Raw genomic sequence first — 24,783 nt, 5'->3', positions numbered from 1 at the left:
GCGGACAACCGGGCACCGGCACGACCGGGCAGAGCGAGGAGGAGCCGCATGCCGTCGCCGTCGGCTGACGTCACCACCCAGACCAGCCCGAGCAGCCCGCCCGGGTCAACCGGCCCGACCGACTGGACCGGGTGTGCGATCGAGATCGCGCTGTCCCGCGACTATCTGCCCGACGCGGCCCAGGTGACGGGGATGTCGTTCGGCACCCGGCGGGTCGCCGGTGCGTGGCGGCCGCTGGTGGCGGACCTGCACCGGGCCGGCGTACGACATGCCCGGCTGCCCGCCCCGGTCGACCTGTGCCGGGACGCCGGGTTCGCCTCCGCCCGCGCCCTGGTGCTGATCCGGGAACTCACCGCCCGCGCCATCGCGGTCGACTGGGTGGCCCGCTGCCACGACGGCTGCGCCGGACAGGGCATGTTCGACCATCTGTTCCCACCGGACCGGGTGGACAGCGGTGCCAGCGGTGCCGACGACCAGGCGGTACGCGGTTGGCGGGACTCGTTCTTCCTCGGCAAGTGCGTGTTCCGGCGCGGGCCCGGGTTCGTCGAGGTCCGCGACCGCCGCGCCGGTGCGCTGGAGCTGTTCACCATCGACGAACCGGAGCATCTGGTCGCCATCGGGCAGCTGACCGAAGGGGTACCGGCCGGGCAGGTGCCCGCGCCGGTTCGGCGGGACCTGGCCGACGCCCGGCTGATCGCGGCCCAGGCTGGGCAGCTGTGGTGGCTGCCGACCCCGGCTTACCGCTGGCCGTTCCCGGCGCTGGCGGTATGAGTACCACCCACCTTCACCGACCGTTTCCGCGAGGAGGGACATGGACACCGTGGCCGGTACGGCGACGCAGCCCGAGGTGCCGTACATCGCCGACCCGTACCCGACGTTGGCCCGCATCCGGTCCAACGGCCCGGTGTCGATCCTGCACAGCGACGAAGGGCTGCCGATGTGGGTGATCGCCCGGTACCGCGACGTGCGGGCGGCGCTCGCCGATCCGCGGTTCGGGCAGGACGCCCGGCGTGCCCAGGCGCTCGCCGACGACCGGGTAGCCGGGGTCACCCTCGGCGGTGACGTCGTCCACATGCTCAACAGCGACCCGCCTGACCACACCCGGCTGCGGCGGCTCATCCACGCGGCGTTCACCGCCCGGCGGGTGGCCGCCATGCGGCCGATGGTGGACCGGATCACCACGTCGCTGCTCGACGACATCGCCGGACGCCGGACGGTGGACCTGGTGAAGGACTTCGCCTTCCCGCTGCCGATGCTGATCATCTGTGAGCTGCTCGGCTTCCCGGCCGAGGACCGCGCCGCGTACCGCGCCTGGTCGACGGCGATCCTCACGCACAGCGACGACCCTGCGGACTTCGCCACCGCCCTCGGTGAGATGACCGACTACATCGGCGGGCAGCTGCGGCACCGACGGGCACATCCCGGCGACGACATCCTGACCGGCCTGCTGGCCGCCCGGGACGCCGGTGAGCTGACCGACGACGAAATCGTCGGAATGGTCTTCCTGCTGCTGATCGGCGGCCACGAGACCACCGTCAACCTGCTCGGCACCGCCACGCTCGCCCTGCTGCGCCACCCCGACCAGCTACGGTGGCTGCTGGCGAACCGACCGGCGCTGCCGGCCGCGATCGACGAGTTCCTGCGCTACGAATCGCCGGTCAGCATGGCGACGCTGCGGTTCACCACCGAGCAGGTCGACATCGACGGGGTACGGATTCCCGCCGGTGAGCTCGTGCTCGTCTCGCTCGGCGGCGCCAACCGGGATCCGGACCGGTTCCCCGAACCCGACCGGCTGATCCTGGACCGGAGCGACCCCGGACACCTGGCGTTCGGCCACGGTCTGCACCGCTGCCTAGGCGCGTTCCTCGGCAAGCTCGAAGGCGAGCTGGCGCTCGGCGCCCTGCTGGACCGGCATCCCGGGCTGACACTCGCCGCCGACGAACACGAACTGCCGTGGCGGAACACGATCATGCTCCGAGGGCTGGAATCGCTGCCGGTGGCCCTCGGTGACTGATTCGATGCCTGGCTCCGTGACTGAGTCCGCGACCGACTCGGCGCCTGATTCGACGTCGGAGACTGCGGCGGCCGGGACAGCGGCCCGGCGGTTCCGACCGCGACTCAGCTTCGCGCCGCTGCGCTCGCGCGGCTACCGCCTGCTGTTCGCCGCCGAACTGGTGTCCGTGTTCGGCGACGCGTTCCACGCCGTCGCTCTGCCGTTCCTCGTCTACCAGCTCGGCGGTGGCGGGCGTGAGCTGGGCCTGCTGGTCGCCGGGTACGGGGTGTGCCGGCTTGTGACGACACCGCTGGGTGGGATTCTGTCCGACCGGATCGGACCGTGGCGGGTGATGCTGATCTCCGATTTGAGCCGGGTCGTCTTCACCGTCGGCATCGTCGCGGCCGCCGTCGCCGACGATCCGTCCGTACCGGTGATCGCGGTGCTGGTCGCCGGCACCGGCCTGGGTGCGGGCCTGTTCCAGCCGGCCGCCTACGCGATCACCCCACGGCTGCTGCCCGCCGATCAGTTGCAGGCCGGCAACGGGCTGCACAGCACCGCGAGTTTCACCGCCGGGATGATCGGCCCCGGGGTGGCCGGGCTCGTCGTGGCGGCGCTCTCCCCGGCGGTGGCGTTCGGGGTGGACGCGGCGACGTTCGCCGTCTCGGCGGTCTGCCTGGCGATGATCGGCGGCGTCGCGCGGGGCACGGCGCCACCGCCACCGCCGCCGGTCGACGACGGCGGCCCGCAACCGGGCAGGGTGGGACCGGACGGTGGCGCACCGCCGGTCGGGTTCTGGCGGCTGCTACGCGAATCGGCGCTGCTGCGTACCGTGCTGCTGGTGACCGCCGCCGCCAACCTGACCGTCGGCGGCATGGTCCGGATCGGGTTACCGTCGCTCAGCAACGGCGAGCTGGCCGCTGGCGCGGGCGGGCTGGGTGGTCTGCTGGCCGCGTTCACCGCCGGCTCGCTGGTCGGTGGGCTGTTCTCCGCCGGCCTGGCCGGGCTGCCCCGACGCGGCGCGACGGCGATGCTCGCCGGCATTGTGCTGGGCCTGGCGATCGCCGCCGTGCCGTTCGCCGGCTACCTCGGCGCGGTGGTGGCCCTGGTGGTGGCCGGTCTGGCCAGCACCGTCACGAACGTACTGGTGATCACCACCATGCAGCAGAGCACCGCGCCGCACCTGCTGGGCCGGGTGATGAGCGCGATCGTCTTCGCGGCACTGAGCCTGTTCCCGCTGTCCACGGTGACCGCCGGCCTGGTGGTCGACCGGTACGGCAGCACGGCGGTCTTCCTGGCCTCCGGGGCGACCCTGCTGGCCGCGTTCGTCTTCGGCCTGTCCCGCCGCGAGCTGCGGCAGCGGTGACCCGGTCACCAGTTCACCCGCCGGATCAGTGCCCAGTCGTGGTCGTCGTTTCCTCTACAGACAGTCACTTCGATGTGTTCGTCCAATCCACCGGTCCCGGTGCCGAGCACGTCGAGGCAGAGGTTCGAGGCGGTGTTGATCAGCCGATAGAACTGAGTGTCGCCATACTTCACCGTGGGCTGCAGTCGCCAGTACTGGTTCTCGTCGTCGAAGCAGCCGGTCTCGTACACCCTGGTTCCCGCTGGGACCGAGCCGAGGCCGGGCAGGTCCAGGCAGTACTGGGAGGTGATGCTACGAATCCAGTACAGCTGGTTGCCGGCGGAGTCGACCCGGCGTGGGACGAAGGCATACTCCTGGTTGTCCTGGCTGTGCACGTAGCAGAGGTTCTGCAGGACCGGTCCGTCGCGTGGCCCGGCGGCGATCCCCGGAATGTCCAGGCACATCTCGGTGGCCAGGTTGTAGACGAAGAACGGGCCGTACGCACGGTTGGTCCCGTCGGCATCCGTGGCCTTGACCGGCGGCTGGTCGGAGGCGTTCGGCGCCGGGGCGCTCGGCTTGGTCGCCTGCGCCGTCGGCGCTGGCTGCGCGGGCGCTGTCGGCGGGGCGGTCGGGGCGCCGGTGGTTGCCCCGGCCTTGGGTCTGGGCGTGGTGGTCGGGCTCGCCGACGGGGAGGCGGCGGCAGGCGGGGCCAGCCTTGGATCCTTTGCGTACTCGGTCTCGAAGCGGCCCACCTGCTCGGCGAGGGCCAGGATCCCGTCGCCGCCCGGCACCTCGGCCAGCGTACGGATCGTCGGGTCGCCGCGGAGGAACGCCGCCAGTGCCAGCGGATAGTCGTCCGGTCCGGCTCCGGGTATGGCCTCCAGGAGCGCGCACATGGCCTGGCCGAGAGCTGGAACAGCCGAGGCCGGGTTCCACGGCGAGGCCGTCGACGACGGCCGGGCGTAGCTGACCCACATCTGGGGGAGGAACTGCGCGATGCCCTGCTCGCCCAACGGGCCGAGCCGCTGTGGGTCGAACGCGGAGGTCGCCATGATCTGCGCGGCGACCCGAGCCGGGGGCAGCTGTGGGCAGACCGCACCAGCAGCCTGGATCAGTTCGAGATACGCATCCGGCACCGGCGACGGCGCGGCGTCGGTGGCGGCCCGCACGACGGCCGGTACGAACGTCTCGGGCGCCGCGTCACCACTGCCACCGAACTCCGGCTGCAACGTGTACCAGATGGCGTACCGCTCCACCGTGTCGATGTACTCCTGGGCGCCGGCCGGGATGTCACCCGCGTCGACGACCGGCTCCATGCCGACCCAGTGCGCCGCCAACGCCAGCTGCCACCGGTCGCCGTCGATCTGCAGCACCCGAAGCTGGCCGACCAGCTGACACATATGGTGGGCGAGGGCGGTGACGCTGGCTTCCCGGTCAGCCGGCAGCGCTTCCTCCCACGGCGCCCATTTCTGCCACACGGTCGGCACCAACCCGGCGACGCCCTGCCCGCCGACCGAGCGCACCGCCTCGACCGGCAACCCCGAGAACCGGGACGCGACCATCACCTGACCGGCCAGTCGCGCCGGGGTCAAGGTCGGACACGACTTGGCGGCCTCGGTCAGCAGCCGGAGATCCGCGTCGGACACCCTGGTGCCGGGCAGCGGCTCACCGGCGTCGGCCGGGCTGGGTGCCACCGAGGCGGTCAGGGCAACCATCGTGACCAGGCCCATGACCGCTCCGGTGAGGATCCGGAACTGACTCCTCATCGAGACACTCATCGCTTCGCCTCGTTCGGCACCGATCTCACACCTTTCAGCCAGCACCAGATGCTAGCCAGCACCAGACAGAGGCACCGTCCGAGCCCGGCGCAGGGGCACAGAGTGCTCATGGTGGATCGTTTGATGATACGTGCGGGCGAGCGCGGGCAGGGATGATCGAGGTGAATCCCTAGTGATCAGCTGGCCAGCACCGTCACGAACGTACCGGTGATCACCACCCGCGCCGGACCGGCTGACCAATGGTGTTCTCGATCACAGCACCGCTCGCCGGGTGGGACGGGGCGGGCACCCCGGCACGGCGTCACCGCGCTCCCGCTCAGCCGAGGGTCATCGGCACCCGGCTGGTTTCGTCCGCCACCACCGTCACCCGCTGGGCTGCGGCGACGTCCTCGCCCGGAACCCGTACGGTGAACTCGTAATCCCCCGGTGGCAGGTCGGTCCAGGCGTACTCGCCACGCGCGTCGGTCATCCGGGCGATGTCCTCGGACAGTTCTGCGGGCATCGGCCAGCCGACCGTACGGACCTCCACCGGGATCACCGGTAACGGTTCACCCGCCGGGTTCCGTACCTCGATGATCGCCGTACCGCGACCAGCGACCGTACCCGGCGATGCCGAGGGCCCCTCAGGCGATCGCTGGTCGGAGACGGGGGTGTCCGGGCCGGTCGACACCGACGGTCCGGGCGAACTCGATGATTCAGTCGCGCAGCCCGCCACCAGCAAGCTGACGATCAGCACCGGCAGAAGCGCACGTCGTACTGGCTTCATGGCCAGTCCTCGTTTCATGGCCAGTCCTCGAATCACGTCATGGTTCGATCACACAGAGTATCAGAACTCTGGGTGAGGTGCGGCTCGTCGCGCCGCGCCGACCCCCGCCCGGCGACCGGGCTGTGCGGTCACCGGACGGGCTGTCGACTCCGTACTACAGGTCCCGCCAGTAGATGAAGTTGTTGAACGCGGACTCGGTGATCCGCGGTCCGCTGTTGTGGTTGTTGTTCGGCGCACCGCTGCCGTGTAGGCCGTGCGCGTGCACCGCCACGGCGCAGGGGCCGCAGTCGGTCACTGAATACGTGTAGACGGGTCCGCCACTGTTACCGCCGACCGTGTCGTGGTGGTAGAACAGCTCGGTGGACTGGGTCACCCGGATCTGGTCGGAGCTGGCCCACTGGGTGCCGAAGGACTTGTCCCCGCTGTAGCCCCGGTTGTAGGTCGACGTGCCATTCTGACTGGCGGAGGTCCACATGAACCCGAAGGTTCCGGTGCTGTTGCCGACCGTACAGTTGAGCTTCATCGCACCGTAGTCGTAGCCGTTGATGAAGCTGTTCACCCATCCCGCAACCGAGTGCAGGCTGGCTACGCTGCACGAGCCGTACGGCGTGGAACCGCCGTCGCGTCCCGGCCAGACGGTGAACTCGTTGCGCGGGTACCACGCGGTGCCGTTACGGGGATAGACGCAGTGCCCAGCGGTGATCAGCGTGTCGGCACCGATCATCCAACCGGTGCAGTGTCCCCGGGTGACCCCACCGGAGGTACGGGTGATCTGGACCGTGGAGCTCGCCGGCCACCAGTCCGCCGGGGTCGTCTGGTAACGGTTGTCCGTACCGATGATGCTGCTGATGCCGATCTCGCCCGGCTCGGTCTTGCCTTCGACCTCAGCGGCGGGCGCTCGGTCCGTCCCGTCAGCGCCGCGCCGCGCCGCAGGACGGGTGGCCCGTACCATCGTCTCGTCGATCCGCTCGGCGAGGACCGCCGGGTTGATGGTTCCGCCCGTGTCGGAGACCGGGGTGACCATGTCGACGGTGCTGGTGGGTGTGGCCGCGGCGGGTGTCGCCGCGGCGGCCAGCGCCAACGCCGCCGTCGCGACGAGGACACCGATCGTCCGGCGCGCCTTGTTTTCCATGGAACCTCCCGATGATGAGGTGGGTGTCCGGTGGCCTCTACTCGGACGTACTCCCATAGGTGAATCTTCATCGTCTCCTCCTCGCTGGCGAGACTTCTGTCCTTGAACCAACAGTTATTCGACCAAGGTCGATGAGATCATCGACGGCGGGTATTGACCGGTTGTCGGTACGATCGGATAGCCGACAGACGCGCCCGGCCGCATCGGCGACTCCGTAGCCTTCTCGTCGCGAAACAGGAGGAGGCTGCGTGTCGCAGGTACGTGTCGAGGTCGCTTTCACACCGCTGACCGGCGACGACGATTTCGTTCTCGACCAGCTCACCGAGGAGCTGGCAGGCGATCTTCGTGAGGTCGGGGAGGTACGGCGCATCCCGCTCGCCCCCGATCCGGCGAGCAAAGGCATCGCGGAGCTGGCCCTGGCAGCCGTCACCGTACTGACCAGCGTCGACCCCTCATACGTACAGTCGCTGGTCGATGTGATCGTGGCGTTCCTGCAACGCCACACCGGCCGCCGCATCCAGCTACGCGTCGGCGACGTCGAGTTGACGATCGACCAGCCCACGCGGGGAGAGACCGCCGAACTGATCGAGACGGTACGGGCCGCGATCGAAGCGGGCCACCGCTGATGGGCCGGCACGCGCTGCTGCTCGGCACAGCCAGCTACCACGCCGATCGGCGGCTCCCGGCGCTGCCCTCGGTACGCCAGGACGTCACCCAGCTCAAGACGCTACTCGACGGCAGCGGCGGCTTCGACACCGTCGACGCCAAACTGGACCTGCCGGTCGCACACCTACGCCAGGTCGTTGAGGAGTTCTACGGCCGGTGCGGCAGAGACGACCTGGCCCTGCTGTACTACTCCGGGCACGGCGTGCTGCACGAGGACCGGGAGTCGCTGTTTCTCACCGCCACGGATTCCCACGCCGGGCAGCTGCACGCCACCGCCTTCGATGTCGACGGCACCCTGCGGCATCTGCTGAACAGCACCAAGGCCAGTCAGAAGGTCGTCCTGCTGGACTGTTGCTTCTCCGGAGCCTTCACCGCACGGCACCGGTTCCGGGGCGGCGTACGGGAGGAACCTCGCCGGGGCAAGCGCGAACGAGGTACCTTCGTCCTGACCTCCAGCACGCACATGAAGGCGTCGAAGGCGCAGGGGTCCGATCGGCCGTCGGTGTTCACCGAGGTGCTGCTCGAGGGGTTGCGCGGCGCAGCCGACGGGTCCGCCGACGGCTGGGTCACCACCAACGACCTCGCCCGTTACGCGATGACCGAGATGGCCCGACGTCGGCAGCACTCGCCGGTCGAATCGAGCGAGGGGGTGACCGAACCCATCCGGCTGGTCACCGCGCCGGACTCGGCGGCCGCCCGGGCGCGACCTGACGCCGGCCCGACCAGCCCCGCCGACGACGCCCCGTTCGACGCCGACCAGTGGCGCCGCCTGGTCACCTACTACGTCAACTGCATGGAGCGCTCGGCCGCCCTGCGGTCCTTCATCGACCCACAGGCGGTCAGCACGTACGCTCCGGCACCGACCGGTGCCGAGGCGGTGTTCACGGCGGCCTCCCCGGTCCGGCTGACCGGCCGGGCCGCCGCGCTGGCCACCCGGGCCCGCGCCGACGGCAAGGAGTTGCAGTACGGCTATCCGGTCGTCGCGGTCCGACCCGCCAGGCAGCAGCCGGTACGGTTGACGCCGCTGCTGATCTGCGACGTCACGGTGGGCACCGACGATGTCGTGCACGCCTCCTTCCCACCACGACCCGGCCCGGCGCTGCTCGACCTGCTGCAATTGTCCGACGTGGAGTCCGATGAACTGCTGCAACGAGTCGGGCAGGTCTTCGTACCCGGTGACCCGGCGGCTCTCACCGCCACCGTCGACCTGCTGATCAAGACGTTCGGTATGACTCCGGTGGCGGACCTCGACCCGACTGCGCTGGTCGGCCAACCGCGTCCCGGGCCACTCGACCGGGTGCAGAACGCCGCGCTGCTCTACTCCGTCGACGCCACGGCCTCGCCGCAGCAGCAACTCGTCGTGGACCTGCAAGGGATGATCAAGAATCCACGGCTCATCGGCCGGACGGCGTTGGCAACCCTCGCGGCGGGCCCGAGCGAGGAGGCTCCGGCACCGATCGCGACAGTCGCGCTGGCTCCGGCCAACGAGGCGCAGGAGGAAATCATCCGGGCCGCGATGTCGCAGCCGTTGACCGTCGCGCAGGGTCCACCGGGGACAGGTAAGAGCCAACTGGTCACCGCGCTGCTCGCCACCGCCACCGCCGCCGGCCAGAGCGTGCTGATCGGCTCCACCAGCAACCAGGCGGTGGACGCGGTCTTCGGCCGGGTCGGCGAACTGGTCGGTCCCGGGCTGGTGCTGCGCACCGGGAACAAGGAGCATCGGCTGCAGGAGCCGAAGCACATCGCCGACCTGATCGCCGCGTACCCGCCGGCCGAAAGCCACCTGGCGCCCGACGATCGGACACCGCTGTACGAACTCCGCCTGATCGCCGACGAGATCAACGGCCTGCGGCAGAGCCTGGACGATCAGCGGCTACTCGAACGCGATCTGGCCGACCTCGCGGCCGAGCGCCGACCGGGGCCGCGCCACGAACACCGGGCCGGCCGCGATGCCGCAGCGGCCGGGCTGCCGGACGACGACGCGGCGCTCGCGCGGCTGTACCGGCTCACTGACCGTGCGCTGACCAGCCGGTGGCTCGGCTGGTGGTACCGCTGGCGGATGCGTCGGCACGGCGCCGGCGACCAGGATGCCATCCGGACCCTCGGTGAACGCGCCGTCATCGAGCTGCGGTGGCGGGATTGCCGGCGACAGGCCGACGCGCTGCCCGCTGCCGAGACGTCCTGGCAGCGGTTGACCGAACTCATCGGCGTCGAGCGGCCTCGGCGCAGTATCGAACTGCTGCGCGCCCAGATCGCCCAACGGGTGACGTCCGGGGCGCGGCTGCTGCAGAACCGGGCCGACGAGATGACCAAGGTCAAGCCGGACAGCTGGGCCTACTTCCCGGAGCTGCTCCGGGTGCTGCCGGGCTGGGCCGTCACGGCGCTGTCCGTGCGATGGTTGCGGCGGGAACCGGCGATGTACGACCTCGTCGTGATCGACGAGGCCGCGCAGTGCACCGTGCCGGCCGTCCTGCCCATGCTGTACCGCGCCAAACGGGCACTGATCATCGGTGACCCCCGGCAGCTGGCACCCGTCGTCGAGCTTACCGACGCCGACGATCTCGCCGAGCAGGTCAAGGCCGGGCTCGGCACCGGATGGTTGAACACCCGACGGCTGCGCTACGCAAGCCATTCGGCGTACGACGCATTCGCCGCAGCGGCTGGCACGGCCTATCTGCTCGACGAGCACTACCGCTGCCACCCGGACATCGTCGACGCCCCCAACCGGGAGGTGTACCAGGGCCGGCTCACCGTGCTGACCGATCCGGCCCGGCTGACCGCGCCCGCCGAACCGGCCGTACGGTGGCGCGACGTGCCGGGTACGTACAACTACGGACCGACCGGATCCGGACGCAACGACGTCGAGATCGCGGCGGTGGTGACCGAGGTGGCCGAACTTCGCGCGGCCTTCCCGGAGGCGTCCATCGGAGTGGTCACACCGCTCGCCGCGCAGCAGCGCGGCCTGAAGTCCGCGCTCCAGGCCGCCGGCCTGTCCGAGAACCTGCTCTGCGCGACCATCCACCGGTTCCAGGGCAGCGAACGCGACATCATGGTCGTTTCACCGGTCGGTGCCCACGGCATCGGTGACCGCACCCGGGACTGGCTCGCCCACCAGACGAACCTGTGGAACGTCGCCATCACCCGGGCCCGATCCCAGCTCGTCGTCGTCGGCGACCGGTCGTGGTGGTCGGGCCAACGGGGCCTGCTCACCGCCGTGGCCCTCGGCCACAGGTCGACCACAGCGCTGCCGGACGCCGTCCCAGGGCCCGCCGATCAGCTGCACCGTGCCCTGCGCGAGGCCGGAGTCGCCGTACAGCGGGACATCGCCGTGGCCGGGCAGACCGCCGATCTCGTCATCCGCCAGGCCGGTCGGGAGATCGCCGTGTACGTCGACGACCCGGCCGGCGATCCGTCCGGCCGCGCCCTGCGCAAGGTCCTTGCCCGCCTCGACGTCGCCGCCCACCACGGCACCGTCCGCCGGGTGCCCGCGTGGCGTTGCCTGGCCGAACCGGAGCAGGTGGCTACCGAGCTGTCCGAGCAGCTCCGTCACCTGGATGGTCGACCGAGCAGTTGAACGCAGGTCCGCCCACTCCAGTTCGTACGTTGATCCGGCCGTCGAGGGAACCGTCGTTGTCGTCAAATCGGCGCTGAGACAACCGTGTGGGTTCCCTCGGCGCCGCCGAGCCCTGGTCTCGTCTGGCCATGTCATAGCTCACCGCCCGACGCCGTGATCGTCGCCCACCCGCCGTGGCGTTCTTCGACCGGGTGGTCGCCGAGGCGGGATGCCCGGCTAGCCAGGTGCTCTATGTCGGGGATCGGTTGGACAACGACATCCGACCGGCGCAGCAGGCGGGGATCGCGACCGCCCTGATCCGTCGCGGCCCGTGGGGGCACATCCTCGACGACCAGGCGATCATCGACCGTTGCCTGTTCCAGCTCGACTCGCTGGCAGAGCTACCCGACCTCGTCCGCAAGCACAACGAGTCAGCTCGCTGACTATCCCGAGAGCGCGGCCCGGCCGGCGGTGAGAGCGGCGACGCGTTCACCAAGCGATGCGCCGTGTCGGCTGTCGCCGAGCATCGGACGGACGGCTCGGACCCGGTCAAGGCCGGTGCCGTACCAGTCGGTGTGTAGAGCGTCGACGGCCTGGTTGAGGTAGTCGGCGACGCGGTCGCCGTCACTGCCCTGCGCGGTCGCGAGGTCGGCGAGAACGACGCTGCGCTGCTTGGCGCTGGTGCCGGGGAGCGTGGCGAGTGCCTGGTTGAGCTGGACGGCGGCTTCGCCGTGGTCACCGCTGGCGAGGGCGGCGTACCCGGCGAACGAATGCAGGCGGCCGTCGTCGTAGAAGTCGAGCCACTCGGGTGGGGTGGAGTCGCTGTCGACCGCGCTGGCGGCGAGGTCGATGTGGCGGCGGCTGACCGCCGCCGCTCCGGCACGGGCCTCGACCTCCGAGGCGACGCAGTGCAGCCAGGAGCGGACCATGGGGCTGACGCCGTGCCAGGTGTGTTGCAGAGCAGCGTCGATCAGCGGGCGGGCGTTGGCCGGTTGGTGGCCGAAGGCGGGGATGAACGCCATGTGACCGAGGACGGCGGCGGCCAGGGCGTAGTCGCCGGCTTCACGGGTGGCGGCGAGGGCGACGTCGTAGCAGCGTTCGGCGACGGCGGGTTGGCTGAGGTCGAAGAAGGCGAGCCGGGCGGTGAGCAGCGCGGATTCCGCGAGGGCGCTGGCGAGACTGGCCCGGCTGGTACCGGTGGCGGCGGCGCGCAGGAGTCCGACGCCGAGCTGGGTGTGGGCGTAGGCGGCCTCGTAGAGCGGGCGGGCCGGGCTGGTCCGGTACAGCTCACGCTGGCAGCGCACGATCTGCTGGTACGAGTCGGGGTCGACGGTTCTGCGGTCGGCGTGGACGGCGTCTGGATCGAGGGACAGCAGGGGCGCGACCAGGGGCAGCATGCTGGCGCCGACGAGCGCGCGTAGTACCGATGCGCGGTCCCATCCGTTGCTGTTGTCGTCTCCGGTGAGCATCTCCCACAACCTCCTGAACTCGTTGTTCCTCGAATGGCGCTGGCCTATCCCCGGCCGCAACACCACGCCGTGCGGCCGGCCCGGACACACCTGCGATCTGCACCGCCAGTCCGAACTCGTCGCCCACTACACCCGCCGGCTCGGCACCCCGACGATCCTCTGGGACAAGGACCGGCGGCTCGACCCGGCGGACCCGCTGCGTCGGACCAGCAACGTCACCATCTGCGAGCCAGCCCTGCGGCCGAGCCCTGGCGCGACGACGCTGCTCTTCCCCGTCGCCGATACGGCCCTCGATGCCGCTGACCCCGGCGGGCTGGCCGCGCGGCACCGGTCGACGCCGCTGGTCTACGTCGGCAACCAGTACGACCGCGACGACGCCTTCGACACCTTCTTCGCCCCCGCCGCCGCGCACCTGCCGCACCTGATCGCCGGGAAGTGGACCGATACCCGCCGCTGGCCCGGTCTCAACTTCATCGGCCGGGTCGCGTTCCCGCAGGTCGCCGAGATCCACGCCGACGCGCTCGCCACAGTGCTGCTGCTTCCCGACCGCTACGCCGAGGCAGGCCAGATCACCCAACGGATCTTCGAAGCGGTCCTCGCCGGCTGCGTTCCGCTCCTGCCCGGCACTGTCCGCGGCACCGCCGCACTCGTACCGCCAAGCCTGCACGTCAGGCACGCCACCGACGTACGGCACCGGGTCGGCTGGCTCGCCGAGATCGCCGGCACCAACGACCACGCCAACCTGATCGCCGACTGTCTGCGCCGCCTCGCCCCGTTTCGGCTCTCTGCCCAACTCGGCGTGCTCGATCGTCTCCTACCCCATCCGGATCCGGTGCCGTCATGACCGGCCGTGTCCGCCCAGCCGCACCCCGCACCACCCCTACCCTGGAGGACCATGGACAGGATCGCCATCATCGGCTGCGGCGGCAGCGGCAAGTCGACGATCGCCCGGCAACTCGCCCAGGTCCTCGACGCGCCGCTGACCCACCTCGACGCGATCTACTACGACGAACAGTGGAACCCGCTCCCGCAACACGAGTTCGCTGCCCAGCAGGAGAAACTCGTCACCGGCGAACGCTGGGTCATCGAAGGCAACTACGCCGGCACCCTGCCGATCCGGCTGGCCGCCGCCGACACCGTGATCTTCCTCGACCTCCCCGCCGCCACCTGCCTCTGGGGCATCGCCCAACGACGCCGCCGCTACCGGGGCGGCCAACATCAGACCGACGGCGTATACGACCGGATCACCTGGAACTTCATCCGCTACATCCTCGGCTACCGACGCGCCATGCGGCCCCGGGTCCAGAACCTCATCCGAGAACACGGGCCGCACGTCCGGCTGATCTCACTCACCAGCCGCCGACAAGCCAACCAACTGGTCGAGCGGCTCCGACGACAAGCCCAACCGATGACCTGACCCGGACCGGACGGGCGGCGACCGATGTCGGCTAACCCGTTCCTCGATCCCGATCTGGTCCACGGCGACCTCTACCGGGCCAACGATCGGCTCGCGGACCGCACCCGTGCGCTTCGCGAAGCCAAAATCGCCGGGCGGGACGCCGCCGAAGTCATCGCCGACCTACTCGCCCGGCGGACCACACCCGGTGCCGTGGTGCTCGACCTCGGCTGCGGACGGGGCACCAGCACGCTTCGCATCGCCGCCCGTCTCCGCCCTCGATGCCTCATCGCGGTTGATGCCTCGATCGCACTGCTGGACACCGTCCGGACACGGCTGCACGAGGCCGACGAGGTCGGCTCGACAGTCTGTGCCAACTTCCACCACCTGCCGCTGCCCGATGCAGTGGCCGACGCAGCCGTAGCCGCCTTCTGCCTCTATCACTCGGCCACCCCGGCAGCTGCCGTCAAGGAGATCGCCCGCTGCCTCCGTCCCGGAGGCATCGCCGTCCTGGTGACCAAGTCGCTGGACAGCTACACCGAACTCGATCAACTCGTCCACGCCGCCCACCTGGACCCCGACGCCATCCGTTGGCCGAGCCTCTACGAGAGCTTTCACAGCGGCAACCTGCTCGACATCGCCGCCGCGCACCTCACCGTGCTCGATGTCCTGCACGAGGAGCATGTCTTCGAGTTCACCGATGCCACTCACCTCGCCCGATACCTGGCCACAACCCCGAAGTATCAGATCCGCCCAGACCGTGGACCGGCTGACCTCGCCGCAGTCCTCCAGGAGCGGCTACCAGCGCCGCCGTATCTGACCCGCTCCACCGTCAGCTACGCCGTGGCGGCCCGGCCGTGACCAACAACCTCTTCATCAAGCGGTACGACGACCCGCAGCGCTGCTCGGCAGCGGCGGCACACCACGACTGGCTCGCCGGGCTGCAATCGGGAGTCCGCCTTCCGCACCTGGTCACCCGGGCACCTCGCCACCTGGTCTTCGAACGCCTGCCAGGCCGGACACCCCAGGTAGCGGACCTGCCCCGAGTCGCGGCAACACTCGGCCAGCTGCACGACGCCGCGCACCGGAGAGAACTGCGCTCCGCACGCCTCGACCAACCCCACAGCACGTCGACCGGACTGGCGCTTCCCGACTTCGCCAGCCCGCGCCGCAAAGCGCTGCACCGCGCCGCCCGCATCACGGGTATCGACCTGGCCGCGCTCGACGCGGTCCTCGGCCGGGGGTGACCGGCCGGTGGCCTTCTACAAGGACCCGAACATCCGCAACTACCTCGTCGAGGGCGAGGACGTCGCGGTCGTCGACTTCGACGACCTCACCCTCGCCCCCTTCGGCTACGACCTGGCCGGCCTCATCGTCACCGCTTCCATGACGTACGGCAGCCTCGACCAGTGGATCCTCACGGACTGCGTTGACGCCTACCGGGACGCGATCTCGCCGATCCGTTGCGGCATGGATGAGCTGCGGCAGTACGCCGAACTTCACCAACTCCTGACTCTGCGCTACCTCGGCGCCAACGGCTACCGACACCCGTGGCCCACCGTGCGGCCATGGCCCGACCCGTTCGCGTCAAACTGACCCCCAGAGGAGTCCCGCCAATGGCCCAGACCACCGAACTCGTCATCGCCCGCCACGGCCAGGCCGCCTGCAACGTCGCCAGAATCGCGGGCGGCGAACACGGCTGCACCGGCCTGACCGACCAAGGCCGCCGCCAAGTCGCCCAGCTCGCTGCCCGGCTTGCCGCCGAACACGCAGCCCGCCCGTACGCGGTCTTCTACTCCACTCCCCGACTCCGGGTGGTCCAAACCGCCGAGATCATCACCCAGGCCCTCCGCCTACCGCCCACCGCCGAGCCGCAACTTCGCGGACCAGACCACGGCGAGGCCGACGGCCGCCCGTGGGCAGACATCAAGACCGCCTTTCAGGGTCCGCCCCAACACGCCCCCGACCTCCCGTACGCCCACGGCTCCGGAACGTGGAACGAGTACCTCGACCGCGCCACCAAAGCCCTCCAGAAAATCCTCGCCCGGCACAACGGCGAGCGCATCCTCATCGCCGCCCACGGAGAAACCATCGAGGCCGCCAACAACCTGCTCCTCGCGCTCCCCCGGAACGCCTGCCTACGGCTCGGCTTCGTCACCGACCACGCCTCCATCACCCGATGGCAGCGGCCAACCAACCGGTTCGGCCGCACCACCTGGCAGCTCGTCGCGCACAACGACACCCGCCACCTCAAACCCACGCGATGAACAGCACCGACCTCCTTCAACTCTGCCGGCGCCTGCTCGACACCGACGCCGTCCCCGTGGCCTGGCACCCGGGACACGCCGGCACCCAGGTGCTCCGCGCCTTCACCGCCGAACACGGGGAAGTCATGGTGAAGCCACACCGCAACCAGGAACGGCACACGCAGGAGGTTCACGCCTACAGCACCTGGGTCACAGCGGCCCTCCACGACCGGGCACCCCGCCTACTCGCGACAGCCGACGATCCGCCCACGATCGTCATCACCGCCCTGCCAGGTTCCCCGCTCAGCCAACAAACACTCGCCCCCAAGGCCGAGCAGGACGCATACCGGCAGGCAGGACAGCTACTCAAGACGCTCCACGCCGCCGGGCCACCACGGCTGGAGCCCGACTGGACAGCCTGGCTCGCCGACCGCGCCGAGCACTGGATCCACCAAGCCGCAGACCGGATCACCCCCAGCTACCGCTCCGAGATACGCGCCCACATGCGAGCCCTTCAAGACCTCGCCCTGCTACCGACCGTCCCCTGCCATCTCGACTTCATGCCCCGCAACATGATCTACGGTCACGACGGCATCGTCCGCCTGATCGACTTCGAGCACAGCCGCTACGATTTGCCCGCCCGCGACCTCGTACGCCTCGCCACCCGCCTCTGGCCGCAGCGCCCGGACCTCCGCGCCAGATTCCTCGACGAGTACGGACAACTCACCGAGGTCGATCGGGAGGTATTGGAACCCTGCGCCTACCTCGACACGCTGACCCGATTCAGCAGCACCCGCGACGATGAGTGAGCGCCGCTCGCGCGACTTCGGCCGTCAGCAGACGGTCGACTTGCGGGCAATGAGCGTGCGCGCAACCCAAAGGAGCAGCGCCCTGCCCGCGTTTGGCCGGGTGGGCGATCAAGGACGCTGCCTGCGCCCGTAGGGTCGTCCGGTGACCGTATATGACGTCGCCGCCAGACTGCCAGGCATCGATCTGCTCCGGCAACGCTGTAAGGCACTGGCCTTGCTGGAACGCATCATCGACGGCGGAGAGCCCTACTACGTCTACACCTCGGCATGGGGCGAGGATGAGGCGGCACTGATGAGCAACGGCAGCGGCGACGAGTGGGCGGCCGTGTTCACCGCCGACAGCGTGTTCATACGGGTCTTCCACCACGAGTCAGCGATGTCGCCGTACCGCGATCCGGACCACGAGTTGTGGCCGGGCCTGCTCGACGGCCTTCCCACGGTGCTGCTGCCGCAGCTGGAGGAACCTGCCTTCGGTGATGAGACCGGGCAGTTCGTCGCCACCGCCGTGCTGTGGCGGTTGACCGGCGACGATCGCTGGCAAGCTGGTGCCGGTATCGACTTCCCACCCCAAGCCGGGCCGGACGACAGGTCCGGGCCGGACGGCTCCGGGCTGCTCGACATCCTCCTCGACGACATCGTCGACCGGTACATCGACTTTGCCAACGACTACTACCAGATCGGGGTGGACCGGACTGCGGTCGAGCACGTCCTCGCCCACCGGCCGCTCACCGACGACACGGTCCGGGCCTTGAACCCACGATTGGCAGTCGTGGACCTGCGAGACGACATCGCCACGATCGGCTATCCCATCGCTGAGGCGTAGTGGGTCAACCGACAACCCGAGCTGCCGCCACACCAGCGACAACCGCAGTCGACAGCATGCACCAGGATGCTCGCTATGGACGTCGCCCACGAGTGCCCCGTTCGGCGCTCGCGATCAACGAGCACGGCCTGCTCCTCGTTCAGTCCGTGGCACCTGGGCGAAATCCGTCCAGCGCGGGTGTGCGATAGTCGCCGGCGTGGCGTTCCCGCTCGAGGCGCTGTCCGACGCGGCGCTGGCGCGGACCGAGACATGGTCGAGTCTGACCATGTCGTGGCACACACGGCCGATCGAGCCGAACCACGGCAAGCCGATAGTGATCAGCGAGCTCGAGTCCGCCTCGTGGCTCGCCGAGATCGCGATCTGGAGCACCGGCGAAGCCGAACTGGCGACGGTCCGCCTGGCTGACGACAGGATCGTCAACAAGCACTACGACCTGCACGGCCTCGGCGATCTCGAACACCTGCTCGACGAGGTCGTCGCCCTACTCACCGAAGACCGCATCCCCACCGCCGCGATCGTCGCCCACCAGCCGACATCAAGCTGAGAACTACCCGTGGAGGACTGCGGCGGGCAGCGTCCACGGGGACGGTCCCAGTCCCGCTGGCCAGCGACCAGTCCATCGGCTCCCGAACACCCAGCGAGGCACCCGGCGGGCGGTACGGCGTACGGCAAAGGCCCCGACCGGGCGGAAACTGCCGGTCGGGGCCTTGGTGTCTGGTACGCCGCGTAGGACTCGAACCTACAACCCGCGGATTAAGAGTCCGCTGCTCTGCCAGTTGAGCTAGCGGCGCTCGCTGACAACGCGGGCAACCCTAGCATGTCCGGCCGTCCAGCTTCCAACCAGTTGCCGGCAACGAGCCGTCTGTCCGGCGGACCTGCCCATGTGCGCGGATCTGGCACCCTTCCGGATCAGGCACGAAGGGCATGGCGGGTGATGCACGATGTCGGCAGGGACGGAACAAGGAACGGGGACTGGCATGCACAAGGTCAGGAGGGGTTGGTCGGTCGCGGTGACACTGGCAGTCATCGCACCGGCGGCACTGGCAGGGTGTGGATCGGACAAGACGCCACGATTCGTCAACGGCCAGGTGGCCACGGCGAGTCCGACACCCCCGCCGGAGCCGTTCGAGTTCGCCATCGCGCCGAAGGCGGACGCGAAGAACCTGCCGATCAGTACGGAGATCGGCACCACGGTCAGCGGCGGGGAGGTCACCTCGGTGACCCTCGTCGAGGACGGTGGCGGCGAGGTCAGCGGCAGTATGCGGGAGGACGGCACCGCCTGGGTGCCGGACAAACCACTCAAGAATCAGAAGAAGTACACGGCGACTGTCGTCGCGACCAGCAGCACCGGGGAGGAGGAGACCAAGACCACGTCGTTCACCACGATGGGCAAGTCCGGGTCGCAGACCGGCACCGGCCTCTACCTGTTCGACGGGCGGACGTACGGGGTGGCGATGCCGGTGGTGGTCGAGTTCTTCCCCGCCATTCCGGAGCAGGAGCGGGCCAGCGTACAGAAGCGGATGTTCGTCAAGACCGACCCGCCACAGCCGGGCACCTGGCACTGGGTGTCCAACGGTACCCAGGCGTTCTACCGGGCTCCGGACTTCTGGCAGGCCGGCACGACGTTGACCACCCGGATCGCGCTGGACGGTCACCCGACCGGTGACGGCCGGTACGGGGACATGGACCGGGGCGCCACCGCGAAGATCGGCGAGAAGGTGACCGTCGAGGTCGACAACGCCACCAAGCAGCTGTCGATGTTCAAGGACGACAAGCTGGTCAAGCAGATGCCGGTCAGTCTCGGCAAGCCGAGTACGCCGTCGTCGAGCGGCACCATGGTGGTGATGGACAAGCAGGAACAGACCGTTTTCGACACTTTCGCCGAGTTGGGCCCGGAGGAGGGCTACCGGACGGACATCTCGTTCGCCCAGCGGCTGACCTGGGGTGGCGAGTTCATCCACGCCGCCCCGTGGTCGGTCGGCGACCAAGGGGTACGCAACGTGTCACACGGCTGCATCAACATGTCGATGGACAACGCCAAGTGGCTGTTCAACCAGACCAGGGTCGGTGACCCGGTCACGGTCAAGGGCACCGAGGTCAAGCTCGCCAACGGCAACGGCTGGACCGCCTGGAACCTCACCTGGGACGAGTTCGTCAAGGGTAGTGCGTTGCCGGTTCCGGCTGATCTGCAGCCGGCAGGGGCTGGTTCACCGGCACCGACGGCACCGACGCCGGTACCGACAGCAACGTCCGGGTGACGGTCGATGCGGTGCCGGGTCGGAGTTGGATCGGCACAGTATGACATCTGAATAACTGCCAAATACGGATAAATGAGGCACGGCTGACCGAACGGACCGGATGATCCGGGAAATATCGGTCAGCCGTGTCGATGTTGCATACGTTGAGGCACGAACCCGGGAGTTGCCCCACTGCGTCTTTGATGGACGATGGGATCCGGGGACCGAACTTCGTGAGGGGATCATGCGAGTCAGCCGCTTCCAGGTAAAGCCGCGCACCGAGCGGGCGCGACCGCCCGTACCGCGGGTTGTCACGGCCGTCGCGCTCGCCGCCGCGCTCGCGCTCACCGGTGCCTGCACCGGCGCCGGCGACGCCCCCACCTGGCAGGGCGGTACGGAGTCCGACCCGAGCCCGCAGGCCCAGGCGACGATCACCGAGCCGGCCGCCGACGCCACCGACGTGCCCGCGTCGACGGCGATCACGTTCACCACCACCGAGGCGGCGCAGACCACGGTGGAGTTGACCGACGCCGACGGCAATCCGGTGCCGGGCGAGGTCGACGCCGACGGCACCGTCTTTCTGCCGAACGGGCAGTTGGAGTACGACGCCGCGTACACCGCAACGGTGACGGTGACCGGCGACGACGGCGAGACCACCGTGACCAGCCACAACTTCCGGACCATGGCCCAGCCGGGCAATCAGGTACGGGTGTCCAGCTTCCTGGGCGACGGCAACGTGGTCGGCGTCGCGATGCCACTGATTCTGCGGTTCAGCCGGGGCATCCCGCAGGACTACCGCGACGACGTGCAGCGACGGTTGAGCGTCGAGACCGAGCCCGCCCAGGAGGGCATCTGGTACTGGGTGAGCCCCACCGAGGTCCAGTTCCGGCCACGCGAGTTCTGGCAGGCCGGCACCCAGCTGTTCTACAAGGCGCAGACCGGTGGCCTGCCGATGGGCGACGGCTGGTACGGCCGCAACGACCTGACGGTGGACGCCGAGGTCGGCGCGGCGCTGGTGATGACGGTGGACAACGCCAGCAAGACGATGGTGGTCACCAAGGACGGCGAGACGATCAAGGAGATCCCGGTCAGTCTCGGCAAGCCGAAGACGCCCTCCTCCAGCGGCACCATGATCGTGATGGAGAAGCTGAAAGAGACCGTCTTCGACACGTACGAGGAGCTGGGTCCGGAGGAGGGCTACCGGACGGATATCGAGTACGCCCAGCGGCTGACCTGGGGTGGCGAGTTCATCCACGCCGCCCCGTGGTCGGTCGGCGACCAGGGGGTACGCAACGTGTCACACGGCTGCGTCAACATGTCGATGGACAACGCCAAGTGGCTGTTCAACCAGACCAGGGTCGGTGACCCGGTCACGGTCAAGGGCACCGAGGTCAAGCTCGCCAACGGCAACGGTTGGACGGTGTGGAACCTCAGCTGGGACGAGCTCGTCGAAGGCAGCGCCCTGCCGTACGAGCCGCCGACGACCGAGTCGACGCCGGGCGGTGCCGCCGGCGGATCCGCAACCGGCTCGGACCCGCAGGGCTGACCCGACCCGTCCGGGAACGGGCACCGAGCAGAAGCGCCCGGCCAGGATCTGATCCTGGCCGGGCGCTTCGGTATGGGGTGACTGAAGGGACTTGAACCCTCGACACCCGGGACCACAACCCGGTGCTCTACCTGCTGAGCTACAGCCACCAAGAACCACACCCGGCGGACTGCCGCGTGGGGTGCCGACCAATGATAGCCCTACCGGCGGGCATCACGTCGAGCGGGTTCCGCCGGGCCGGCCCCCGGCCGCCGCCCACCGGCCGGTCGTTCGGCGACGGTCAGAGGCCGGCGGCGATCGCCTTGGCCGCGTCGACGTCCGGTCCGGGCAGCGGCACGAAGATCGACCGCCGGTAGTACTCCAGCTCCCGGATACTCTCCCGGATGTCCGCCAGCGCCCGGTGCGACAGCCCCTTGGCCGGCTGCCCGAAATAGACCCGGGGGTACCAGCGCCGGCACAACTCCTTGATCGACGAGACATCGATCATGCGGTAGTGCAGGTAGGAGTCGAGTCGCGGCATGTCCCGGGCCAGGAAGCCCCGGTCGGTGGCGATCGAGTTGCCGCACAGCGGCGCGGTCTTCGGCTCCTGCACAAAGCTGGTCACGTACTCAAGTACCCGGTCCTGCGCCTCGGCGAGGGTGACCGCCGAGCGCCGCACCTCCTCGGTCAGCCCGGACTTGGCGTGCATCTCCCGCACCACGTCCGGCATCCCGGCCAACGTCTCTTCGTCGGCGTGGATCACCAGATCGACGCCGTCGCCGAGCACGTTGAGGTCCGAGTCGGTGACCAGCGCGGCCACCTCTATCAACGCGTCCCTGCCGAGGTCGAGCCCGGTCATCTCACAGTCGATCCAGACAAGAAGATCCGCCACGCGGACAGCCTACGCGGCACCGTCCAGCAGCCTGCCAGGTCACCGGCGGCGGCCCCCGCTAGGCTCGCGGGCGTGCCCGCCGACACCCTCCCGGACGGCCCCGCGCCGCGCCCCGTCGACGACAGATCACACACGCCGCGCCGGGTCGCGGTCGTCGTCGCGCTCAGCACCGCCGTGGTCGCCGCCCTGATCTGGTACGGCAACCGGCACGACTTCTACGACCTGAAGATCTACCTCAGCGCGATGCGCTGGTGGGCCGACGGCAACCAGCTGTACGACTACGTTCAGCCCGACATCGTGCAGGGCCAGCTCTACTTCACCTATCCCCCGTTCACCGCGCTGTTGCTGCGCCCGTTCGCTGCGGTGGGCGCCGGGACCGCCGCCGCCGTGTTCACCGTCGGCACGCTGCTGGCGGTGATGGTCACCACGGTCTGGCTGGTCACGCCGATCGCCCGCCGACGCGGCCTGCCGCGCTGGTGGCTGGCCGGTCTGGCGGTACCGCTGGTGGTGCTGATCGAGCCGACCCGGGAGACGATCTTCCTCGGGCAGATCAACATGCTGCTGGTCGTGCTGATCCTGGCCGACCTGCTGTTCGCCGTACCGAAGCGGTCCCGCTGGGCCGGCGTCGGCACCGGCCTGGCGACGGCGATCAAGCTGTTCCCGGGGATCTTCATCGTCTACCTGCTGGTCACCCGCCGGTGGCGGGCGGCGCTGGTGTCCTGCCTCGCGGCGGCGGCCGCCACCGGGCTCGCCGCAGCGGTCGCCCCGACAGAGTCGTGGCGGTTCTGGTTCACCGAGTTGTGGAGCACCGACCGGGTGGGGCGCAGCGACTACACCGGTAACCAGTCGCTGCAAGGGCTACTCGCCCGGCTGGCCGCTCCGGCCGAGCCGGACCGGCTGGTCTGGCTGGTGCTGGTGGCCGTCGCCGCCGGCTACGGGCTGTGGCGCGCGGCCCGCGCGGTACGGGCCGGCGACGAGCTGGCCGGGCTGACCCTGACCGGTCTGGTGGCCGCGCTGATCGCACCGATCACCTGGCCGCACCACGTCTACTGGTTCGTCCCGGCGCTGATCGTGCTCCTCGACGCGGCGCTGCCGGACCGCCCGCTGGTCGCCGCCGGGCCGCAGCCGGCGGCGGCCCGGAGCGGAGTCCGGGCCGCCCGTCCGGCGGTGTCGGTGGCGTTGGCGGCGGTCATCTTCGCAGCGCTGGTCGTCGGCGTCGTGTCACTGATCGACTGGGGGCACGCGAAGGTCCCGACCGACGATCCGGCCACCTTCGTGTTGCGCAACCTTTACGTGCTGGCGGCCGCGCTGCTGCTGGTCAGTCTGCCGATCCGCCGCCACCCGACGTCGGCTCCGGGCGGGTAGCGGCCGCCGGGGCAGCCGCCGGAGCAGGCGTCGGGCGGCGGGTCCGGGCGAACGCCAGCCCGCCGAGGGCCAGCCCGCCGAGGCCGGCGAACAGCCCGGCGATCCCCACCCCGAGCGCGACACCGTTGCCGCCGGTGTCGCTTTCGCCGGTGTCGCTGCCGGTCCCGGCGTCGTCGGCCGGTGCCTCGCCGTCGACTGGCTCCTGACCACCGCCGACGGCCGGGCTGTCCTCCTCAGCCGAGGTCAGCGTGAGCACGCTGGCCGGGGTGGCCGGCTCCTCCTCGCCGGGCACCGGCACCTCGATCCACCGCACCACAGTGCCGTCGGAGTAGGTCTGCAACGACTTGAAGACCAGCTGCTCGGCCTCGGGCAGCGGGCCGAGGGAGACCGGGAACTCCACGAACTCACCCGGCTGCACCCCGTCCTGCGGGCTGTCGGCGGTCCACACGATCCGGGAGACCGCTTCGGTGACTTGGGCGCCGTGCACCTCCAGCGGCGGATCCACCGGTGCCACCTGCACGTCGGCGGTCCAGCCCGGCACCCGGGCCAGCGTCACCGAGGCGACCGGCGCGTCCTCCGGCAGGACCACCTCCACCTCGACGGTGCTGTGTTCGTCGCTCTCGTTCGGCACCCGGAACGCCAGCCGGGCGTAGTCGCCGACGGCGGCCTGCGACGGGTTGACCGTGATGTGCGCGGCCGCCGGGGCGGCCAGGCCGAGGACGCCGACGAGGACGGCCGCACCGGCGAGCGCTGCGGCGCGGGCCGGTGTGCGTCGGTGACGGAGCATG

The 24,783-nt window shown here is 69.9% G+C and carries 23 protein-coding genes, 2 tRNA genes and 1 pseudogene; 18 read left to right on the top strand and 8 right to left on the bottom strand.

What is annotated here, in order from left to right:
- Positions 1-48: 48 nt before the first annotated feature.
- Genes O7621_RS13315 through O7621_RS13305 form a run of 3 tightly spaced genes read left to right on the top strand, consistent with a single transcriptional unit; the run spans position 49 to position 3,359 of the window.
- Positions 49-771 carry a DUF5825 family protein gene (locus tag O7621_RS13315; protein WP_282234241.1) on the top strand — a complete coding sequence of 241 codons (723 nt, stop codon included), beginning with the start codon at positions 49-51 and terminating at the stop codon, positions 769-771.
- A 40-nt stretch (positions 772-811) separates the two neighbouring features.
- A complete protein-coding gene (locus tag O7621_RS13310) occupies positions 812-2,014 on the top strand; it encodes a cytochrome P450 (protein WP_282234240.1) in 1,203 nt (400 codons plus the stop codon).
- A gap of 16 nt (positions 2,015-2,030) precedes the next feature.
- Positions 2,031-3,359 (top strand): MFS transporter, encoded by a 1,329-nt coding sequence (locus O7621_RS13305; RefSeq protein WP_282234239.1) that lies wholly within the window; start codon positions 2,031-2,033, stop codon positions 3,357-3,359.
- A gap of 5 nt (positions 3,360-3,364) precedes the next feature.
- Here O7621_RS13305 and O7621_RS13300 read toward each other — a convergent pair whose 3' ends face one another.
- The 3 genes from O7621_RS13300 to O7621_RS13290 form a co-directional block, all read right to left on the bottom strand.
- The gene (locus tag O7621_RS13300) at positions 3,365-5,116 is read right to left on the bottom strand and encodes a ricin-type beta-trefoil lectin domain protein (protein ID WP_282234238.1); all 1,752 of its coding nucleotides are present in this window, start codon (positions 5,114-5,116) and stop codon (positions 3,365-3,367) included.
- Between the two features lie 316 nt (positions 5,117-5,432).
- Complete coding sequence (locus O7621_RS13295) at positions 5,433-5,882, bottom strand: carboxypeptidase-like regulatory domain-containing protein (protein WP_282234237.1); 450 nt, start codon at positions 5,880-5,882, stop codon at positions 5,433-5,435.
- A gap of 154 nt (positions 5,883-6,036) precedes the next feature.
- Positions 6,037-7,014 carry a trypsin-like serine protease gene (locus O7621_RS13290; protein ID WP_282234236.1) on the bottom strand — a complete coding sequence of 326 codons (978 nt, stop codon included), beginning with the start codon at positions 7,012-7,014 and terminating at the stop codon, positions 6,037-6,039.
- A 248-nt stretch (positions 7,015-7,262) separates the two neighbouring features.
- Between O7621_RS13290 and O7621_RS13285 the strand changes: the two genes are divergently transcribed.
- The 3 genes and pseudogenes from O7621_RS13285 to O7621_RS13275 form a co-directional block, all read left to right on the top strand.
- A complete protein-coding gene (locus O7621_RS13285; protein WP_282234235.1) occupies positions 7,263-7,640 on the top strand; it encodes a hypothetical protein in 378 nt (125 codons plus the stop codon).
- The gene (locus O7621_RS13280; RefSeq protein WP_282234234.1) at positions 7,640-11,254 is read left to right on the top strand and encodes an AAA domain-containing protein; all 3,615 of its coding nucleotides are present in this window, start codon (positions 7,640-7,642) and stop codon (positions 11,252-11,254) included. Before O7621_RS13285 ends, O7621_RS13280 begins: the two co-directional genes overlap by 1 nt.
- Positions 11,255-11,421: 167 nt before the next feature.
- Positions 11,422-11,676: pseudogene (locus O7621_RS13275) on the top strand (HAD family hydrolase); the annotation flags it as partial.
- Here O7621_RS13275 and O7621_RS13270 read toward each other — a convergent pair.
- Positions 11,677-12,702 carry an XRE family transcriptional regulator gene (locus tag O7621_RS13270; protein WP_282234233.1) on the bottom strand — a complete coding sequence of 342 codons (1,026 nt, stop codon included), beginning with the start codon at positions 12,700-12,702 and terminating at the stop codon, positions 11,677-11,679.
- Here O7621_RS13270 and O7621_RS13265 point away from each other — a divergent pair.
- The 9 genes from O7621_RS13265 to O7621_RS13225 all read left to right on the top strand — a co-directional run bounded on the left by O7621_RS13265 (position 12,695) and on the right by O7621_RS13225 (position 18,520).
- Positions 12,695-13,546, top strand: a complete 852-nt coding sequence (locus tag O7621_RS13265) for a hypothetical protein (protein WP_282234232.1) — start codon at positions 12,695-12,697, stop codon at positions 13,544-13,546. The genes O7621_RS13270 and O7621_RS13265 overlap by 8 nt on opposite strands.
- Positions 13,547-13,597: 51 nt before the next feature.
- A complete protein-coding gene (locus O7621_RS13260; protein ID WP_282234231.1) occupies positions 13,598-14,119 on the top strand; it encodes a topology modulation protein in 522 nt (173 codons plus the stop codon).
- Between the two features lie 24 nt (positions 14,120-14,143).
- A complete protein-coding gene (locus tag O7621_RS13255; RefSeq protein WP_282234230.1) occupies positions 14,144-14,959 on the top strand; it encodes a class I SAM-dependent methyltransferase in 816 nt (271 codons plus the stop codon).
- Complete coding sequence (locus tag O7621_RS13250; protein WP_282234229.1) at positions 14,956-15,345, top strand: hypothetical protein; 390 nt, start codon at positions 14,956-14,958, stop codon at positions 15,343-15,345. The genes O7621_RS13255 and O7621_RS13250 overlap by 4 nt, the downstream gene beginning before the upstream one ends.
- A gap of 7 nt (positions 15,346-15,352) precedes the next feature.
- Positions 15,353-15,694, top strand: a complete 342-nt coding sequence (locus tag O7621_RS13245; RefSeq protein WP_282234228.1) for a phosphotransferase — start codon at positions 15,353-15,355, stop codon at positions 15,692-15,694.
- Between the two features lie 20 nt (positions 15,695-15,714).
- Positions 15,715-16,365, top strand: a complete 651-nt coding sequence (locus O7621_RS13240) for a histidine phosphatase family protein (protein ID WP_282234227.1) — start codon at positions 15,715-15,717, stop codon at positions 16,363-16,365.
- A complete protein-coding gene (locus O7621_RS13235; protein WP_282234226.1) occupies positions 16,362-17,153 on the top strand; it encodes an aminoglycoside phosphotransferase family protein in 792 nt (263 codons plus the stop codon). The genes O7621_RS13240 and O7621_RS13235 overlap by 4 nt, the downstream gene beginning before the upstream one ends.
- 142 nt (positions 17,154-17,295) lie before the next feature.
- Complete coding sequence (locus tag O7621_RS13230; protein WP_282234225.1) at positions 17,296-17,976, top strand: hypothetical protein; 681 nt, start codon at positions 17,296-17,298, stop codon at positions 17,974-17,976.
- Positions 17,977-18,172: 196 nt separating this feature from the next.
- On the top strand, positions 18,173-18,520 hold the full coding sequence (locus O7621_RS13225) for a hypothetical protein (RefSeq protein WP_282234224.1): 348 nt from the start codon (positions 18,173-18,175) through the stop codon (positions 18,518-18,520).
- Positions 18,521-18,691: 171 nt separating this feature from the next.
- Here the strand turns inward: O7621_RS13225 and O7621_RS13220 are convergent.
- Positions 18,692-18,767: transfer RNA gene (locus O7621_RS13220), tRNA-Lys, on the bottom strand.
- Between the two features lie 186 nt (positions 18,768-18,953).
- Between O7621_RS13220 and O7621_RS13215 the strand changes: the two genes are divergently transcribed.
- Positions 18,954-20,234: an Ig-like domain-containing protein gene (locus O7621_RS13215; protein WP_282234223.1), complete on the top strand. Its 1,281-nt coding sequence runs from the start codon at positions 18,954-18,956 to the stop codon at positions 20,232-20,234.
- 223 nt (positions 20,235-20,457) lie between these two features.
- A complete protein-coding gene (locus O7621_RS13210) occupies positions 20,458-21,759 on the top strand; it encodes an Ig-like domain-containing protein (protein ID WP_282234222.1) in 1,302 nt (433 codons plus the stop codon).
- A 73-nt stretch (positions 21,760-21,832) separates the two neighbouring features.
- On the opposite strand, the gene O7621_RS13205 is transcribed toward O7621_RS13210, so the two are convergent.
- Together O7621_RS13205 and orn are read right to left on the bottom strand one after the other, a co-directional pair.
- Positions 21,833-21,908 (bottom strand) — tRNA-His (locus O7621_RS13205).
- A gap of 131 nt (positions 21,909-22,039) precedes the next feature.
- A complete protein-coding gene (gene orn / locus O7621_RS13200) occupies positions 22,040-22,630 on the bottom strand; it encodes an oligoribonuclease (protein WP_281553624.1) in 591 nt (196 codons plus the stop codon).
- A gap of 72 nt (positions 22,631-22,702) precedes the next feature.
- On the opposite strand from orn, the gene O7621_RS13195 reads away from it, so the two are divergent.
- Positions 22,703-23,995 (top strand): glycosyltransferase 87 family protein, encoded by a 1,293-nt coding sequence (locus O7621_RS13195; RefSeq protein ID WP_282234221.1) that lies wholly within the window; start codon positions 22,703-22,705, stop codon positions 23,993-23,995.
- On the opposite strand, the gene O7621_RS13190 is transcribed toward O7621_RS13195, so the two are convergent.
- Positions 23,949-24,782 carry a YcnI family protein gene (locus O7621_RS13190; RefSeq protein WP_282234220.1) on the bottom strand — a complete coding sequence of 278 codons (834 nt, stop codon included), beginning with the start codon at positions 24,780-24,782 and terminating at the stop codon, positions 23,949-23,951. The genes O7621_RS13195 and O7621_RS13190 overlap by 47 nt on opposite strands.
- Between the last annotated feature and the right edge of the window lies 1 nt (position 24,783).

The organism is Solwaraspora sp. WMMD937, assembly GCF_029581175.1.
Classification (GTDB): domain Bacteria; phylum Actinomycetota; class Actinomycetes; order Mycobacteriales; family Micromonosporaceae; genus Micromonospora_E.
Note: the sequence above shows the minus strand (reverse complement) of the source record. Positions and strands in the feature narration are given on the sequence as shown.

Bases quoted from the DNA above. Each gene is read 5' to 3' on its own strand.
- O7621_RS13240 (WP_282234227.1), top strand. From the start codon at position 15,715: ATGGCCCAGACCACCGAACTCGTCATCGCCCGCCACGGCCAGGCCGCC.
- O7621_RS13315 (WP_282234241.1), top strand. From the start codon at position 49: ATGCCGTCGCCGTCGGCTGACGTCACCACCCAGACCAGCCCGAGCAGC.
- O7621_RS13310 (WP_282234240.1), top strand. From the start codon at position 812: ATGGACACCGTGGCCGGTACGGCGACGCAGCCCGAGGTGCCGTACATC.
- O7621_RS13210 (WP_282234222.1), top strand. From the start codon at position 20,458: ATGCGAGTCAGCCGCTTCCAGGTAAAGCCGCGCACCGAGCGGGCGCGA.
- O7621_RS13190 (WP_282234220.1), bottom strand. From the start codon at position 24,782: ATGCTCCGTCACCGACGCACACCGGCCCGCGCCGCAGCGCTCGCCGGT.
- O7621_RS13215 (WP_282234223.1), top strand. From the start codon at position 18,954: ATGCACAAGGTCAGGAGGGGTTGGTCGGTCGCGGTGACACTGGCAGTC.
- O7621_RS13300 (WP_282234238.1), bottom strand. From the start codon at position 5,116: ATGAGTGTCTCGATGAGGAGTCAGTTCCGGATCCTCACCGGAGCGGTC.
- O7621_RS13280 (WP_282234234.1), top strand. From the start codon at position 7,640: ATGGGCCGGCACGCGCTGCTGCTCGGCACAGCCAGCTACCACGCCGAT.
- O7621_RS13270 (WP_282234233.1), bottom strand. From the start codon at position 12,702: ATGCTCACCGGAGACGACAACAGCAACGGATGGGACCGCGCATCGGTA.
- O7621_RS13235 (WP_282234226.1), top strand. From the start codon at position 16,362: ATGAACAGCACCGACCTCCTTCAACTCTGCCGGCGCCTGCTCGACACC.
- O7621_RS13290 (WP_282234236.1), bottom strand. From the start codon at position 7,014: ATGGAAAACAAGGCGCGCCGGACGATCGGTGTCCTCGTCGCGACGGCG.
- O7621_RS13295 (WP_282234237.1), bottom strand. From the start codon at position 5,882: ATGAAGCCAGTACGACGTGCGCTTCTGCCGGTGCTGATCGTCAGCTTG.
- O7621_RS13255 (WP_282234230.1), top strand. From the start codon at position 14,144: ATGTCGGCTAACCCGTTCCTCGATCCCGATCTGGTCCACGGCGACCTC.
- O7621_RS13260 (WP_282234231.1), top strand. From the start codon at position 13,598: ATGGACAGGATCGCCATCATCGGCTGCGGCGGCAGCGGCAAGTCGACG.